Here is a 15704-nt window from a genome sequence, read left to right on the forward strand (position 1 = left end):
GGAGAATAAAAAAATGGATAAAGTATTACAGGGTTACATTGACAAACTGAACAAACTGAACTTCAAAGATATGTACGAGGGTGATTTCTTCCTGACCTGGGAGAAGACCGACGACGAGCTTGAGGCTGTTTTCACAGTAGCTGACGCTCTGCGTTACATGAGAGAGCACAACATCTCCACCAAGGTATTCGAGTCCGGCCTGGGCATCTCCCTGTTCCGTGATAACTCTACCCGTACCCGTTTCTCTTTCGCATCTGCTTGTAACCTGCTTGGTCTTGAGGTTCAGGATCTTGACGAGGGCAAGAGCCAGATCGCTCATGGTGAGACCGTTCGTGAGACCGCTAACATGATCTCCTTCATGGCAGACGTTATCGGTATCCGTGATGATATGTACATCGGCAAAGGTAACAAATACATGCACGACGTAGTAGACGCTGTAACCGAGGGACACAAGGACGGTGTTCTGGAGCAGAAACCTACTCTGGTTAACTTACAGTGCGATATCGACCATCCGACCCAGTGTATGGCTGATATGCTTCACATCATCAATACCTTCGGCGGCGTTGAGAACTTAAAGGGTAAGAAAGTAGCTATGACCTGGGCTTACTCCCCGAGCTACGGCAAACCGCTTTCCGTACCGCAGGGTGTTATCGGCCTGATGACCAGATTCGGTATGGACGTTGTTCTGGCTCATCCGGAAGGATATGAGGTAATGCCGGAGGTTGAGGAAGTAGCTAAGAAGAACGCTGAGAAGACCGGCGGCAGCTTCACCAAGACCCATTCCATGGCAGAGGCATTCAAGGATGCTGATATCGTATATCCGAAGAGCTGGGCTCCGTTCGCAGCTATGGAGAAGAGAACCAACCTGTACGCTGAGGGCGACACCGACGGCATCAAGGCTCTGGAGAAAGAGCTGCTTGCTCAGAACGCAGAGCACAAAGACTGGTGCTGCACCGAAGAGTTAATGTCCACCACCAAGGATGGCAAGGCTCTGTACCTGCACTGCTTACCGGCTGATATCAACGACGTATCCTGCAAGGACGGCGAGGTTGAGGCTTCCGTATTCGATCGCTATCGTACTCCTCTGTACAAAGAGGCTAGCTACAAGCCGTACATCATCGCAGCTATGATCCTGCTTGCTAAACAGCAGTGCCCGCAGGAGACTCTGGCTAAACTGGCTGAGAAAGCAACCGAGAGACATATGGCATAATCTGCCTGTTGTCAGAATAATCAGGTAAATTGGGAATACCCCTTTTTATACAACAACCTGCTCAACAAAAGCGGTGGCAGTCCTTAAACGGACTGCCATCACTGCTTCAAAAAGAAAAAATGAAAATAGTCCGCGGGGGAAAAATTACAGTTTAACAGTAACGGAAAGCGGACGTAGGAGATATTGTTATGGGAAAAAGAATTGTAATCGCCCTTGGCGGTAATGCATTGGGAAGTAACCTGCCGGAGCAGATGGTTGCAGTAAAGAAAACTGCTTCCGCAATCGTAGATCTGATCGAGGCAGGCAATGAAGTTGTAATCGCACACGGTAACGGACCGCAGGTCGGCATGATCCAGAACGCAATGTCCGAGCTGACCCGTTCCAACCCGGAGAAATACATTCCGTGTCCGCTGTCTGTATGCGTGGCTATGAGCCAGGGCTACATCGGATACGATCTGCAGAACGCACTGCGTGAGGAGATGCTGGACAGAGGCATCACCACCGGCTGCACCACCATCCTGACCCAGGTAGAAGTAGATGCTCATGATCCGGCTTTCAAGAATCCGACCAAGCCGATCGGCGCATTCATGACCAAAGAAGAGGCTGACAAGATGGTTGCAGAGCAGGGCTACAAGGTAGTAGAGGATGCAGGACGCGGCTACCGCCGTGTGGTTGCTTCTCCGAAGCCACAGTCCATCATTGAGATCGACACCATTCGCAGCCTGGTTGAGAACGACTACGTTGTTGTTGCCTGCGGCGGCGGCGGTATCCCGGTATTCGTAACTGAGGGTCATCACTTAAAGGGGGCTGCAGCAGTCATCGATAAAGACTTTGCAGCAGAGAAGCTGGCAGAGCAGTTAAACGCAGACTGCCTGATCATCTTAACCGCAGTTGAGAAGGTTGCTGTTCATTTCGGCAAACCGGATCAGGAGTGGCTGTCCGAGCTTACCCCGGAGACTGCACAGAAGTATATCGAGGCTGGCGAGTTTGCACCGGGCTCCATGCTTCCGAAGGTACAGGCAGCTGTTGCTTTCGCCCAGTCCGCACCGGGACGCGAGTCCTTAATTACCCTGCTTGAAAAAGCAAAAGATGGTATCAACGGATTAACTGGTACCAGAATTCATCAGTAAACATGATGTAACTGTGAGGATACTGAACAGTTACATCATGATAAATATGGATTATAGCTGTGAGAATGTTCGAATGGTTATGATCGTCTGACAGCGAATAACCGCAGGAGTGGCTTGTCTACTCTTGCGGTTAAAGTTGTATACAGGGATAGGAGAATTTCAAACTATGAAGAAATTAGTAAAAAATGGAATGCTCTGCACAGAGAGCGGCGTATATGAAGCAGATCTCTTAATCGAAGACGGCGTGATCCGCGAGATCGGAACCGGTCTTGCAGACGCGGATGCTGAAGTGGTAGACGCGAAAGGCAAATATGTTCTGCCTGGTGCTGTGGATATTCACACTCACATGGATCTGGATGTGGGCATTGCCCGTGTCATTGACGATTTCTATACCGGAACCATTGCGGCGGCCTGCGGTGGTACTACCTCCATTGTAGACCATATGGCCTTCGGCCCGAAGGACTGCAGCCTGTGGCATCAGGTAAAGGAATACCATAAACTGGCAGATGGCAATGCGGTCGTAGACTATGGCTTCCATGGCGTGTTCCAGCATGTAAATCCGCAGGTTCTGGAAGAGATGGGCGAGATTGCGAAGGAAGAAGGTATCACCAGCTTTAAGGTTTATATGACCTACGGTTATGGCCTTGGAGACAGTGATCTGATGCAGATCCTGACCCAGGCGAAGAAAGACGGCATCCTCATTGCTTCCCACTGCGAGAATGACGGGATTGTCAACTACTGGCGTGACAAGTTTGTAAAAGAGGGCCACACCCAGGCCAAGTATCACCCGATCAGCCGTCCGGCTGAGGCCGAAGCGGAAGCCGTGAACCGTTTCCTGTATCTGGCTGAGTCCGCAGGGGAGGCACCGGTCTATGTGGTACATTTATCCAGCAAGCAGGGCCTCATGGAAGTGCGCCGCGCGAAACGCCGTGGTCAGAAGCATTTTGGCGTGGAAACCTGTCCGCAGTACCTGTTTCTGACCGATGACCGCTACGCAGATGACCAGGAGGGGTTAAAGGCCATTATGGCACCGCCGCTTCGCAAGAAGGATGATAACGAAGCACTCTGGCAGGCCCTGGAGAACGGAGAACTGGACGCAGTCGCAACTGACCACTGCCCATTCACCTTCGCAAAGCAGAAACAGCAGGGCGCGAAGGACTTTACCCAGTGTCCGAGCGGAGCGCCGGGCGTGGAGGAGCGCCTGCCGCTGATGTTCTCAGAGGCAGTAAAGGGCGAGCATCTGACCATTCCGCAGGTGGTTCATTATCTGTGCACGAATCCGGCTAAGATTGCCGGACTGTACCCGAAGAAGGGTACCATTCAGACCGGTTCTGACGCAGATCTGGTACTCATCGACCCGAAGAAGGAGTGGACCATCACCACAGAGAAGATGCACGGAAACGCGGATTACACCTGCTACGAGGGCACGAAGATAACCGGTGCCATCGAGAAGGTATTCCTGCGCGGCAACGAAATCGTTTCTGACGGAGCCTTTGTGGGAACACGCGGAGAAGGACAGTACTTAAAGAGAGGAAAGAGCTCTCTGGCAGAGTAATATAAAATTGGAATCAGGCCCCGGCGGTGGAATGTAGATCGTCAGATGGAACGGGAAGCAGGCCGGGGATGAAAGAAAGGAAGCAGGGAACATGCAGAATACGGATGCGGTGGTATGGACAAAGAAATTAGTCAGCATTGAGAGCACAAATCCGGGAAAAGAAGAGCATGAGATTGCCGGATTTTTAGAGCAGGAGATTCTGGCGGCGCTCCCGGAGAGCGGTAAGCTGAAAAAAGATTACACAAAGGAGGGGCGCCCCATTTTAATGGCCGTCCTTCCTGGTGAGACAAAAGAAGAACTGGTGTTTATCTGTCACATGGATACTGTCCCGATTGCCGGCGGCTGGACAAAGAATCCGCTGGGCGAGGACGGGGAGAACGGCCGTTTCTTTGGCCGCGGTTCCTGCGACATGAAATCCGGCCTGGCTTCCGCACTGTGCGCGTTTCTGGAAGCGGCAGCACAGGTGAAGGAAACCGGAAAGGCGCCGAGGCGAACCTTAAAGTGGATCGGTACTTCAGATGAAGAGGGTGACATGACCGGCGCGGAGCGCGTGATTGAACTGGGCTGGGTAACGAAGGACAGTCTGGTCATGGATACCGAACCGACGGATGGTGAGATTCAGACCGCCCATAAGGGCCGTTACTGGTTTGAAGTGACTATGCACGGAAAGGCAGCCCACGCCAGCCGCCCGGAACAGGGCATGGATGCCATTGCCGGTATGGCCTATATGCTGGCTTCTGCCCGCAATCGTATGAAGGAGCTGAAGGAAGATGCGTTCCTGGGCAGGTCCACCATCGTGTTTGGTGAGATCCGGGGAGGCGTTCACCCGTATCAGGTTCCGGCAGAATGCAAGGTATCGGTGGATATGCGTGTCGTTCCGCCGTATCACATTGAGGATGTGAAAGCGCTTCTGGAGGCTGCCGCCAAGGATGCGGCAAAGGAGATTCCGGGACTGAAAGCGGAAATTCAGATTACCGGAAACCGTCCTCCGATTGCACATCATGAGGATGCCGAAATGCTTGCCCGCATCCGGGCAGCGGTAGAAGAGGCAACCGGCAAGGCACCGGTGGTTTCCGCATTCCCGGGTTATACCGATACGGCAGTTATTGCCGGAACGACCGGAAACTGCAACTGCCTCTCTTACGGTCCGGGCACCCTGGCCATGGCCCACAAGGCAGACGAGTACGTGGATGAGGCGGATATCCGCCGCTGCCAGAAGGTGTATGAGACACTGCTGGAGGACTGGCTGTGGAAATAAGGAAATGACAGAAAAGTGGTCCTGACTGAAAATTTTGGAAGACGGGGCCGCTTTGTCTGTATCTGGACGGAACAGAGTCTCTGTGCTATGATAAGAAAAAGTTATGGTAACTGTGAGGGTACTGAACAGTTACAAGTTATGCGGCTTGTTTGCAGACTGGCATTTTCTGCGTGGGAATGTTTGGCAGAACAGGCAGGGTTTCAGGAAAGGAGAAGTTATGGCAGGAGGTTTATTTTGCAGCAGCGGTGGCTGCACGGCAAAGCTGGGCCCGGACATTCTGGAGCGGGTCTTAAGCCGGATTGAACGCGGCGCAGCCAATCCCAATCTGCTGGTGGGGTTTGACAGCAGTGATGACGCGGCGGTCTACCGTGTCAGTGACGATGTGGCTGTGGTGCAGACGCTGGATTTCTTTCCGCCGATGCTGGAGGATCCCTATGTGTTCGGACAGATCGCGGCAACCAATGCGCTGAGTGATGTGTACGCCATGGGCGGCGAGGTCATCAGTGCGCTGAATATTGTCTGCTTTCCGCAGGATGAGGATCTGAATGTTCTCGGCGAGATCATGCGGGGCGGTTCGGAAAAGGTGGTGGAGGCCGGAGCGGTGCTCTGCGGCGGCCATTCCATCAATGACAAAGATGTGAAGTACGGACTTTCTGTAAACGGTGTCGTGCATCCGGACCGGATTTATAAAAATAACGGCGGACAGGCCGGAGATGTGCTGATCCTGACCAAGAAGCTGGGAGTCGGCATCATGAATACCGCAAACCGTGTGGGAGCGGCTTCGAAAGAGGCTATGGATGAGGCAATTACATCCATGACCACATTAAACAAGTATGCGGCGGCCATCTCCCAAAAATATACGGTACACGCCTGTACCGATGTGACTGGATTCAGCTTTTTAGGTCATCTGCATGAGATGCTGGACAAGCGGCTGTGGGCGGTGGTGGATACGCTGAGTATTCCGTACATCAAAGAGGCCTGTACCCATGCGGAAAATTTCATGATCACGGCGGCTGGACAGCGCAACCGCAACCACGTTGGCGCGTTTGTAGATTTCAAGGGCGTTCCGTTCCCGCTGGAGGAGATTTTATTTGATCCGCAGACCTCGGGCGGTCTGCTCTTTGCGGTGCCCCAGGAGGAAGGAAAAGCATTCCTGCAGGAATTAAAGGAAGCCGGACTCCCGGCCCGGATTGTGGGGCGGCTTATAAAACCGGAGGATGCCGGATTCAAGAGAGAAATCACGGTGCTGTAAGAACGATGACGGCATGGAACAGCTCCTAATAAATATTGCGGCAATGCTTTCCGGAATTTCCGGGGCATGCCGATAAAATCAGGAAAGAGAGAAAACTGCTATGACAAGAGTAGACGCAAGAGGCGAGATCTGCCCGATTCCGTTGATTAAGGCAAAAGAGGCTGTCAAAAACTTAAACGGAGCAGGGGATGTGGAGGTTCTCGTAGATAACGAGATCGCAGTCCAGAACCTGGAGAAGATGGCCGGACAGATGGGCTACGGCGTGGAGTCTTCCAAAGAGGAGGAGAAAACCTGGAAGGTGGTTCTTCATGTGAGTGGTCAGGAAAAGTCCGCAGAGGAGATCCCGGCAGATCAGTGCCTGGTTCCGGGAAAGAAGAAAACGGTGGTTGCTGTTACCGCAGATCATATGGGCGAAGGCAACGAGGAGCTTGGCAAAGTGTTGATCAAAGGATTCTTATTTGCCCAGACCCAGCTGGAAACCCTGCCGGATACCATTTTATTCTACAACGGCGGCGCAAAGCTGACCTGTGAGGGTTCTGACTCCATTGAAGACTTAAAGAAGCTGGAGGAGGCTGGTGTGCAGATCCTGACCTGCGGCACCTGCTTAAACTACTACGGACTGACTGAGAAGTTAAAAGTTGGCGGTGTCACCAACATGTATGTGATCGCGCAGACCATGGCCGAAGCGGACCTGGTTGTACGGCCATGATCTATCTGGACAATGCGGCCACCTCTCTGCACAAGCCGGAGACGGTGGCCGATGCCGTTTATAAAGTCCTGGTCTCCGGCAGCGTAGGCAACGCGGCAAGAGGAAGCAATGAGGCATCGCTGCAGGCTCTGCGCCTGGCGGTGGAAACCCGGAGCAGGCTGGGGGAACTGTTTGGTTATCCGCATCCAAACCAGGTGGCATTTTCCATGAATGCCACCGACAGTCTGAATATGGCTATTCAGGGACTGCTGGAACCGGGAGACCATGTGATCACCACCCAGATGGAACACAATTCCGTGCTGCGGCCGCTGTACCGGAAAGAAAAAGAAGGGATTGATCTGACCATCATTCCCTGTGATGAAAAGGGACGAATCTGTCTGGATGTTCTCGCGGGAAGTATCCGGCCGGATACCAAAGCCCTGATCTGCACCCATGCGTCCAATCTGACGGGCAATGTCAATGATCTGGAAAAGCTTGGGGCCATGTGTCACGAAAATGGAACGCTGTTCGTTGTAGACGCGGCTCAGACAGCAGGCCTTCTGCCGATTGATATGGAACGGATGCACATTGACGTGCTGTGCTTTTCCGGTCATAAGGGACTTTTAGGCCCGCAGGGCATGGGCGGTATCTGCGTGCGGGAGGGCGTGAAGATGAAACCGTTTCGCGTGGGCGGTACCGGAATCCGCACATATGACAAAGAACAGCCAGAGGAAATGCCGACGCTGTTAGAGGCAGGAACCTTAAATATGCCGGGCATTGCGGGCCTTTTAGCCGGAGTGGAGTACATTCTGGAGAAAGGAACGGATGCCATCTGGAGGCAGGCAGACGCATACGCGCGGGCTTTTTATGAGGGTGTGAAACATCTGTCGGGCGTCCGTTTATATGGTGATTTTGACGCGGCCATCCGGACACCGGTGGTGACGCTGAACCTGAAGGATTATGACTCCGCTGCTGTGGGCGATGAACTGATGCAGCGGTTTGGCATTGCGGTCCGCTCTGGTGGTCACTGCGCGCCGTTGATGCATAGAGCCCTTGGAACCGGAAAGCAGGGAGCCGTACGCTTCAGCTTTTCTTATTTTAATACGATGGAAGAGGTGCAGGAGGCCGTGAAAGCCATGCGGATCCTGGCCTGGGAGGAATAAGATGCTGAAAAAAGAAATTCGCCTGATCATCACCTTTCGGGATACGGTCATGGCCATCCGCATGGAAAAGGCCATGAAGGAAGCCGGGCTGCCCGGGCGGCTCATCCCGCTTCCCAGTGCCATTTCCGCAGGCTGCGGCCTGTGCTTTATGGCACCGTTAGATGCGAGAGAGGCACTGGAACAGGAAATGAAGAGGCAGGATATTACATGGGAACTGATCACAGAATTAATGCTGTAACAATGGCCGCAGCGCTTTTGGGCGCGGTGCTGCTTGGCGGCTGCAGCCATACTTCGTATGAGAAAATTACGGTTGCGGAGACGGAAGCGCAGCAGGCAGAGGGCACAGGGAAAACAGAAGAGAATCTGGCGGCAGAACGGATTGGAGAGTCCGATGCAGAGACTGGGATTATTTTGGAGACAGAAGATCAGAATGCGGAAGATTTTTCGGAAAATGCCGGGGAGTCGGGACAGAATTTGGCAGATGGAATGCAGGCCGGAAATCCAGATGGAACAGGTGGCGCGGATGCTCTGGATCCTTCCGGAGATCCGGGCGCAGCGTCCGATTCCATGACGATCCTGTTCTCTGGTGACGTACTTCTGTCCGACCATGTCTTAAACGCTTACAGCCGTGCGGGCGGAATCTCCGGGGTGCTGGATGGTGGTTACTTAAACGCAATTCAGTCCGCGGATTATTTTGTGGTTAACGAGGAATTTCCGTTCAGCAGCCGTGGAACCCAGGCGGCAGACAAGCAGTATACCTTCCGTCTGGCACCGGAAAAGGTTTCCATGTTCCAGGAGATGGGAATTGACGCGGTAACGCTGGCGAACAATCATGCGCTGGATTATGGCACAGACGCGCTGCTGGATACCTGCGAGGTGCTGGATGGCGCAGGCATTCTGCATACCGGAGCCGGGAAAGACTTAAACGCGGCAAAACAGCCGGTGGTGTTTGAGAAAAACGGACAGCGGGTGGCACTGATCGGGGCAACCCGCGTGATCCCGGAGGCAGGCTGGGCGGCTGCGAACGGCCACCCGGGCATGCTGTCCTCCTATGAGGTTTCGGTGGAGCCGCTGCTTGCGCAGATCGCAGAATGCCATGCACAGGGAGAGAAGGTTGTGGTTCTGATCCACTGGGGCATTGAGCGCGACGAGACGCCCCAGGAATATCAGCGGGCGCTGGCAAAGCGCTACATCGATGCCGGGGCGGATCTGGTCATCGGAAGCCACCCGCATGTGCTGCAGGGCATCGAGTATTACAAAGGCAAGCCGATTTTCTACAGCCTGGGCAATTTTGTGTTTGGAAGCTCCATTCCCAAAACCATGCTGGTGCAGGCTGAATTTTCCGGTGACAGTCTGGATTTAAAGCTGATTCCGGGAACTTCTTCCGGCGGTTATACCCGCACTCTGACGGATGCGGGAGCGAAAACACAATTTTATCAGTATTTAGAGGGAATCTCCTTTGGGGTTTCTCTGGGAGCGGACGGCACCGTCAGCCCGCAGCCCTGAGTCACGCCCCGTTCTTTGAAGCGCCTGGTGAGGGAATTGAGCACCAGGCGCTTATTTGCGCTCCAGAGCGGCGCAATCAGCAGAGACTTTGGTCCGTCTCCGGTAATCCGGTGGATGACCAGCTCTGGCGGCAGCAGGGCCACACAGTCAATGAGCAGATCCAGGTATTCCTCCAGGGTCATGACCGGAAACGGGTGCTGCTCATAGACCGATGCCAGATCGGTGCCCTTTAAGACATGGAGCAGCTGCAGCTTGATGCCCTGGATATCCTGATTTGCCAGATAGCGCACGGTCTCTAATATCCGCCCCCGGTCTTCGCCGGGAAGCCCCAGAATGACATGGACAATGGTTTCCAGTTTTCGCGCGCGAAGCCGGGATAAGGCATCTGTGAAGGTGGAGAGCGGATAACCGCGGCGAATAAAGGCAGCGGTATCTTCATGGATGGTCTGCAGGCCCAGTTCAATCCAGACCGGTTTTTCCCGGTTTAAGCGGGTGCACAGATTCAGCACCTCATCCGGCAGGCAGTCCGGCCGGGTGCCGATGGAGAGCGCCACAACCTTCGGGTGGCGGATGGCTGCGGAAAACAGGGTTTCCAGGTAGGAAAGCGGCGCGTAGGTGTTGGTGTAGGACTGAAAGTAGGCAATGTAGGCATCCGGCGCAGAGCCCATCTTATTTTTGATGCGGGTGATGGCCTCCTCAATCTGATTGTTGACGGCAGTGGCAATCAGGGTTTGCCAGTCCTGGCCGGAACTGCAGGATGCCGGATGAGCTACGTCAGTGGCCGGATTGTCATGAAATATGGAAGACGAAGACGCGGAAAACGCGGAAAAATCCAGCGGCGCGGCAAAATCCCCGGATCCGCCCTCGCTGCAGAAGATACAGCCGCGCGTTCCCAGCGTTCCGTCCCGGTTTGGGCAGGTCATGCAGCCGTCCAGAGCGATTTTGTAGACCTTCTGGCCGAAGCGGGATTTCAGTTCAAAGTCCAGGGAGTGATAGGGTTTGCCGTTCCAGTTCATGTTCGTGTTTCCTTTCGTGTCCGGGAATTTTCCGTTCCTTTTCTATACGTAACTGTGAGGGTACTGAACAGTTACTTCTATACAGTATACCATAGATGACCGGGAGGCGCTTCGGCAGTTTGCATGTTTGCCGCAAAAAAGACTGCACGGCGTAAAAAAACACAGACAGGCGAAAGAATATTGTATTGTCCGTAAAACAAACGGTGTGGTATACTGAAAACTACGAGCGGCAGTGAGGCGTGATTGTTTGCCGGAAAGAATGAAAAACTGCCGGGGGATTTTTGCATGGCCGGAACCTATTGTGGAAAATGGCCGGACCTGCATGGAGAAAACGGAGGGGTAAAGGATGAACACAGCAAAAACATTGGAACTGTTAAGATCAGAAGCAGCAGGTACCCGTATGTGCGAGTTATACGGAGCAGATAAAGCGGAGGAGAACATCCGCCGTTATGAGGACCTGGTACAGAAATTCCAGGAGAACTTTGGGGAGAAGGACATTCTGATGTTCAGTTCCCCGGGCAGAACGGAGATCAGCGGAAACCATACCGACCATAACCATGGCAAGGTACTGGCAGGAAGCATCAACCTGGACTGTGTGGGAATTGCGGCAAAGAATGAATCAAGCAAGGTCAATATCATCAGTGAGACGTTTCATCAGAAATTCACCATCGACTTAAATGATCTGCAGCCGAGTGCCAAGAAAGCAGGAACGGTGGATCTGGTGAAGGGCCTGTTAAAGGGATTTCAGGAGTCCGGCTATGAGGTGGGCGGCTTTGACGCTTACATCACCAGCAATGTCATCAGCTCTGCCGGTGTAAGCTCTTCCGCATCCTTTGAGATGCTGCTGTGTTCCATGCTGAACCGTTTCTTCAATGACGGACGCATGGATACCGTTGCTTACGCCCACATCGGAAAGTACGCGGAGAACGTGTACTGGGATAAGGCTTCCGGTCTGCTGGACCAGATGGCCTGCGCGGTAGGCGGTCTCATTACCATTGATTTTCTGGAGCCAGCGGCTCCGAAGGTAGAGCAGATCGATTTTGATTTTGCGTCCCAGAATCACAGCCTCATCATCGTGCAGACCGGAAAAGGCCATGCAGACCTGAGCGCGGATTATTCTTCCGTTCCGAATGAGATGAAGAAGGTAGCACAGTTCTTTGGCAAGGAGGTCTGCGCGGAGGTGACAGAGCAGCAGGTGATTGATAACATTCAGGAGGTCCGCGCGTTTGCAGGAGACCGTTCCGTGATGCGTGCCCTGCATTTCTTTGAGGAGAATAAGCGGGTTGAGGCCGAGGTGGCAGCTTTGAAAGAGGGCCGCTTTGCGGATTTCCTGGCCAATATCACGGCATCCGGAAACTCTTCCTGGAAGTGGCTGCAGAACTGCTACACCACAGCCAGCGTGCAGGAACAGGGAATCTCCATTGCCCTGGCACTTACCGAGCTGTTTATTGCCGAGAAGCAGCGCGGCGCATGCCGCATCCACGGCGGCGGTTTCGCAGGTGTCATCATGGCTATGCTGCCGAACGACATTGTGGACGAGTACATTGACTACATCGAGCATGCCATGGGCGCAGACAGTGCGTACCGTATGAGCATCCGCCCGTATGGTGCAGTGTGCGTGAATGACATCATTTAAAAACTTCCTTTTTTCGTCAATCTGTGATATGATGGCGGGCGGTAGTGATGCCGCCCGCTTTTTTGATATGATAGGAAATTGCGTCCTATCATACAAAAACGCTCCGCGAGGATGCGCACTCGGCGCAATGGCAGATGGTTGCTGAAGCAACCGCGCCTCGGCGCGAGAATCCGGCAAGCCGGATTCTTTTTCATGTGCACCTGATGCAGGAAAAACTGGCCGTCAGAGCGGCCTGGCCTCGGCATATCACTTCCGGACGGAAAAGAGGATAAGACAAACGTTATGAAGCATTATAAAAAGATTACAGCCCTGATCTACGGGGCTTTATTACTGATCTGCATCGGGATCGTGTGGCTCCTTGGGGCACTGAACCGGCAGGGAAATACCGGAACTGGCCGGGAGTCCGCAGCTCAGGAGAGCAGTCAGCAGGCAGGAGAGAACCCAGGTGGGGGCAAAACGGGGGCGGGAACTGAAAACGGACCGGATGCGGCAGACCATGGTCTGGATGAATCCGAAGAGTCCGAGGAAGAACGCCTGGCCCGTCTGGAACAGGAGCGCCAGGAATGGCTTGCGGAATACCGCAGACAGCAGAGACGGCACCGCAGAGCGCATGGATCAGGAAAAACAGAAGAGGAGACGGAAGCAGAGAAGCCCTATGAGCCGCCAACTCTGATGCTGGCTTCCGATCTTCACTTTATGAGCAACACTACCCACGATGACGGAAAAGCTTTCTGGAGCATGGTGGAGCATGATGATGGCAAGATTGACCAGTACAGCGAGGAGATGCTGGATACGCTGGTGGAGACAGCCATCCGGAATCATCCCACAGCTCTGGCGCTTACCGGTGACATTACCTTAAACGGGGAGCGGATCAACCACGAGCTGCTGGCGGAAAAACTTCAGAAGATTCAGGACGCGGGCATTCCGGTGCTGGTGATTCCGGGAAACCACGACATTCAGAATAAAAATGCCTCCACGTATTTTGGAACGCAGCGGGAGAAGGCGGAGTATCTGGAAACGGGAGAAGATTTTTATGAAATTTATCATCAGTTTGGTTACGACCAGTCCCCAAACCGCGACACGGCATCCTTAAGCTATGTGTATCCGTTGGATGCAAAGCACTGGCTTTTGATGATGGATTCCTGCATTTACGATGACGGAAACCACGTAGAAGGCCGCATTGGGGATGCCACCTTAAAATGGATGGAGACGCATCTGAAGGTGGCAAAGGAGCATGATATCCAGGTGATCGTGCTGGCACATCACAATCTGCTGCAGGAAAGCCGCCTGTTTACGACCCAGTGTGAAATGGAGAACGGGCCGGAGGTGACGGCACTTCTGGAACAGTATCAGGTGCCGCTTTACATCAGCGGGCATCTGCATGTGCAGCGGATCCGGGAGCATATGACCGGACCGGGGCTGGAAGATGAGCAGGAGGGCATTCATGAGATTGTGCTGAGCCCCTATTCCTTCCCGGGCAATCAGTATGGCATGCTGAGCTGGGATTTGAATGATACCATGACCTTTGAGACCCGGCGTGCGGATGTGGCAGCCTGGGCAAAGGAGCAGGGATCGGAAAATCCGGAACTGTTAAATTTTTCAGAATGGTCCCGGCAGTACGCGAAATCCGTGATTCAGGAACAGGTAAAGCAGACCATTACCATGGTGCCGGATGACTTAAAGGAGAAAATGGCGTCGCTGTATGCGGATCTGTATCTTCCATATTGTCTGGGAGAGGCAGTGCCATGGAATGATGCAAAACAGACATCGGCCTACACGCTCTGGCAGCGGGTGGATCCAAAGGGAAAAAAATTTAAGGAAATGCAGAGCATGGCAGAGGACAGCCGTGTGGCCAGACAAAACTGGAGTGGAGGCGGCCGGCAGGAAACGACAGAAATGAATCCGGCAGGGCAGTCAGAATCGTAAGAATGTCTTTGAGAGAAAGACAGATGCACATAACAGTATGACAACATGAAAATGTCATAATAACACAATATAAATGCTGTAATTGAGCCAATAAGAATAGTGTTTGTCTTTTACATAGGAACGAGTTATAGTCTCTCTGGCAGAGGAGAGGGATTATAACTCGTTCTGCTTTTCTTTTGCTTTTAAGGCAAAAATATGAATCAGATTTTGGGGGAAATTATGGCTACACAGCAGATTGAAGATCCGGTTAAACGCAAAATTGTGGAATACGCGCTGATCACCGTGAGTATCTGGATCATGGTCGTGGGAATTTATTTTTTCAAGTTCCCGAATAACTTTTCATTTGGCGGCGTTACGGGCTTTTCGTCCGTGGTCAGCAGACTGACAGGAATGAACGCCAGTGATTTTACCTTTGTAGTGAACACCGGCCTTCTGGTGCTGGGATTTTTATTCCTGGGAACCGATGTGGGCATCAAGACGGTATATTCCAGTATGCTGATGTCCTTCAGCTTAAGTGCTCTGGACCGTTTTATACCGATGGCAGGCACCATCACCGACCAGCCCATGCTGGAATTGATCTTCGCAATCTTCCTTCCGGCCATTGGCTCCGCAATCCTATTTAACATTGGCGCGTCCAGCGGCGGCACCGATATCATTGCCATGATCTTAAAAGCACATTCCAGCATGAACATCGGAACTGCGCTTCTGGTGGTGGATATCACCTCCGTGGTCATGTCCTTCTTCGTATTCGGACCGACCACCGGACTGTATTCCTCTCTGGGCCTGATGGCGAAATCCCTGGTGATCGATGGCGTCATCGAGAATATCAACCTTTGTAAGTGTTTCAATATCATCTGCGATAATCCGGATCCCATCTGCGATTTTATCATTGAGGATCTGAACCGCAGTGCCACCATTTACAAGGCACAGGGCGCCTTTTCCCATCACAGCAAGACCGTCATCATGACCACCATGAAACGCAGTCAGGCCGTGCGCCTGAGAAACTACATCAAAAAAGTAGAACCGACGGCATTTATCCTGATTTCGAACTCCAGCGAGATCATTGGAAAGGGATTTTTGAGTAACTAATGCAAAACTATAAAAAGAGAGTAGGCCCTGCGGCATTCCGAAAGCGGATAGCCGCAGGGCTTTTCTGTTTTTTACGTGCGCCCGGCGGCGCACGTTTCTAACGGGTGCAAGTCCCGAATCCGCCCGGTAGTGGGAAGGATATAGCCGAAGGCAAGGGTGTCCATCGTGAGGTGGAATCTGAAGGAAGCCGGATGTGGGAACAGACTAACCACGGGCAAATCTCTGGTCTGACGAATAGAAATCACATATAAGGTTTCGCATGAGGGTAAGATTGC

General features: G+C 52.9%; 13 protein-coding genes. 12 read left to right on the top strand and 1 reads right to left on the bottom strand.

Going from position 1 to position 15704, the window contains the following annotated elements; genetic code table 11:
• Window positions 1-13: 13 nt before the first annotated feature.
• From ygeW to WMO41_RS04265, 9 genes are all read left to right on the top strand, one after another.
• On the top strand, window positions 14-1210 hold the full coding sequence (gene ygeW / locus WMO41_RS04225; RefSeq protein ID WP_349228695.1) for a knotted carbamoyltransferase YgeW: 1197 nt from the start codon (window positions 14-16) through the stop codon (window positions 1208-1210).
• A 188-nt stretch (window positions 1211-1398) separates the two neighbouring features.
• Window positions 1399-2340 (top strand): carbamate kinase, encoded by a 942-nt coding sequence (arcC, locus tag WMO41_RS04230; RefSeq protein ID WP_177292704.1) that lies wholly within the window; start codon window positions 1399-1401, stop codon window positions 2338-2340.
• A gap of 166 nt (window positions 2341-2506) precedes the next feature.
• Window positions 2507-3895 (top strand): dihydropyrimidinase, encoded by a 1389-nt coding sequence (gene hydA, locus WMO41_RS04235; RefSeq protein ID WP_349228696.1) that lies wholly within the window; start codon window positions 2507-2509, stop codon window positions 3893-3895.
• A 91-nt stretch (window positions 3896-3986) separates the two neighbouring features.
• Window positions 3987-5153, top strand: coding sequence for a M20 family metallopeptidase (locus WMO41_RS04240; RefSeq protein ID WP_349228697.1), 1167 nt, complete (start codon window positions 3987-3989; stop codon window positions 5151-5153).
• 217 nt (window positions 5154-5370) lie between these two features.
• The gene (selD, locus tag WMO41_RS04245; RefSeq protein ID WP_349228698.1) at window positions 5371-6405 is read left to right on the top strand and encodes a selenide, water dikinase SelD; all 1035 of its coding nucleotides are present in this window, start codon (window positions 5371-5373) and stop codon (window positions 6403-6405) included.
• A gap of 100 nt (window positions 6406-6505) precedes the next feature.
• Window positions 6506-7114 carry a sulfurtransferase-like selenium metabolism protein YedF gene (yedF, locus tag WMO41_RS04250; RefSeq protein ID WP_349228699.1) on the top strand — a complete coding sequence of 203 codons (609 nt, stop codon included), beginning with the start codon at window positions 6506-6508 and terminating at the stop codon, window positions 7112-7114.
• Complete coding sequence (locus WMO41_RS04255) at window positions 7111-8256, top strand: aminotransferase class V-fold PLP-dependent enzyme (protein WP_349228700.1); 1146 nt, start codon at window positions 7111-7113, stop codon at window positions 8254-8256. The genes yedF and WMO41_RS04255 overlap by 4 nt, the downstream gene beginning before the upstream one ends.
• A gap of 1 nt (window position 8257) precedes the next feature.
• Window positions 8258-8494, top strand: coding sequence for a putative Se/S carrier protein (locus WMO41_RS04260; RefSeq protein WP_349228701.1), 237 nt, complete (start codon window positions 8258-8260; stop codon window positions 8492-8494).
• Complete coding sequence (locus WMO41_RS04265) at window positions 8464-9762, top strand: CapA family protein (RefSeq protein ID WP_349228702.1); 1299 nt, start codon at window positions 8464-8466, stop codon at window positions 9760-9762. The genes WMO41_RS04260 and WMO41_RS04265 overlap by 31 nt, the downstream gene beginning before the upstream one ends.
• Here the strand turns inward: WMO41_RS04265 and mnmL are convergent.
• Window positions 9693-10778 carry a tRNA modification radical SAM protein MnmL/YtqA gene (mnmL, locus tag WMO41_RS04270; RefSeq protein ID WP_349228703.1) on the bottom strand — a complete coding sequence of 362 codons (1086 nt, stop codon included), beginning with the start codon at window positions 10776-10778 and terminating at the stop codon, window positions 9693-9695. The two genes, WMO41_RS04265 and mnmL, sit on opposite strands and share 70 nt — an antisense overlap.
• A gap of 346 nt (window positions 10779-11124) precedes the next feature.
• Between mnmL and WMO41_RS04275 the strand changes: the two genes are divergently transcribed.
• From WMO41_RS04275 to WMO41_RS04285, 3 genes are all read left to right on the top strand, one after another.
• Entirely contained in the window at window positions 11125-12414 is a 1290-nt protein-coding gene (locus WMO41_RS04275) for a galactokinase (RefSeq protein ID WP_349228704.1), read from the top strand.
• Window positions 12415-12696: 282 nt separating this feature from the next.
• Entirely contained in the window at window positions 12697-14340 is a 1644-nt protein-coding gene (locus WMO41_RS04280; RefSeq protein WP_349228705.1) for a metallophosphoesterase, read from the top strand.
• A 219-nt stretch (window positions 14341-14559) separates the two neighbouring features.
• On the top strand, window positions 14560-15429 hold the full coding sequence (locus tag WMO41_RS04285; protein WP_349228706.1) for a YitT family protein: 870 nt from the start codon (window positions 14560-14562) through the stop codon (window positions 15427-15429).
• Window positions 15430-15704 lie beyond the last annotated feature (275 nt).

Origin of the sequence: Ventrimonas faecis (assembly GCF_040096075.1) — a bacterium.
Classification (GTDB): domain Bacteria; phylum Bacillota; class Clostridia; order Lachnospirales; family Lachnospiraceae; genus Brotaphodocola; species Brotaphodocola faecis.

Coding starts and splice junctions, on each gene's coding strand:
- ygeW (WP_349228695.1), top strand. CDS start 14: ATGGATAAAGTATTACAGGGTTACATTGACAAACTGAACAAACTGAAC.
- arcC (WP_177292704.1), top strand. CDS start 1,399: ATGGGAAAAAGAATTGTAATCGCCCTTGGCGGTAATGCATTGGGAAGT.
- hydA (WP_349228696.1), top strand. CDS start 2,507: ATGAAGAAATTAGTAAAAAATGGAATGCTCTGCACAGAGAGCGGCGTA.
- WMO41_RS04240 (WP_349228697.1), top strand. CDS start 3,987: ATGCAGAATACGGATGCGGTGGTATGGACAAAGAAATTAGTCAGCATT.
- selD (WP_349228698.1), top strand. CDS start 5,371: ATGGCAGGAGGTTTATTTTGCAGCAGCGGTGGCTGCACGGCAAAGCTG.
- yedF (WP_349228699.1), top strand. CDS start 6,506: ATGACAAGAGTAGACGCAAGAGGCGAGATCTGCCCGATTCCGTTGATT.
- WMO41_RS04255 (WP_349228700.1), top strand. CDS start 7,111: ATGATCTATCTGGACAATGCGGCCACCTCTCTGCACAAGCCGGAGACG.
- WMO41_RS04260 (WP_349228701.1), top strand. CDS start 8,258: ATGCTGAAAAAAGAAATTCGCCTGATCATCACCTTTCGGGATACGGTC.
- WMO41_RS04265 (WP_349228702.1), top strand. CDS start 8,464: ATGGGAACTGATCACAGAATTAATGCTGTAACAATGGCCGCAGCGCTT.
- mnmL (WP_349228703.1), bottom strand. CDS start 10,778: ATGAACTGGAACGGCAAACCCTATCACTCCCTGGACTTTGAACTGAAA.
- WMO41_RS04275 (WP_349228704.1), top strand. CDS start 11,125: ATGAACACAGCAAAAACATTGGAACTGTTAAGATCAGAAGCAGCAGGT.
- WMO41_RS04280 (WP_349228705.1), top strand. CDS start 12,697: ATGAAGCATTATAAAAAGATTACAGCCCTGATCTACGGGGCTTTATTA.
- WMO41_RS04285 (WP_349228706.1), top strand. CDS start 14,560: ATGGCTACACAGCAGATTGAAGATCCGGTTAAACGCAAAATTGTGGAA.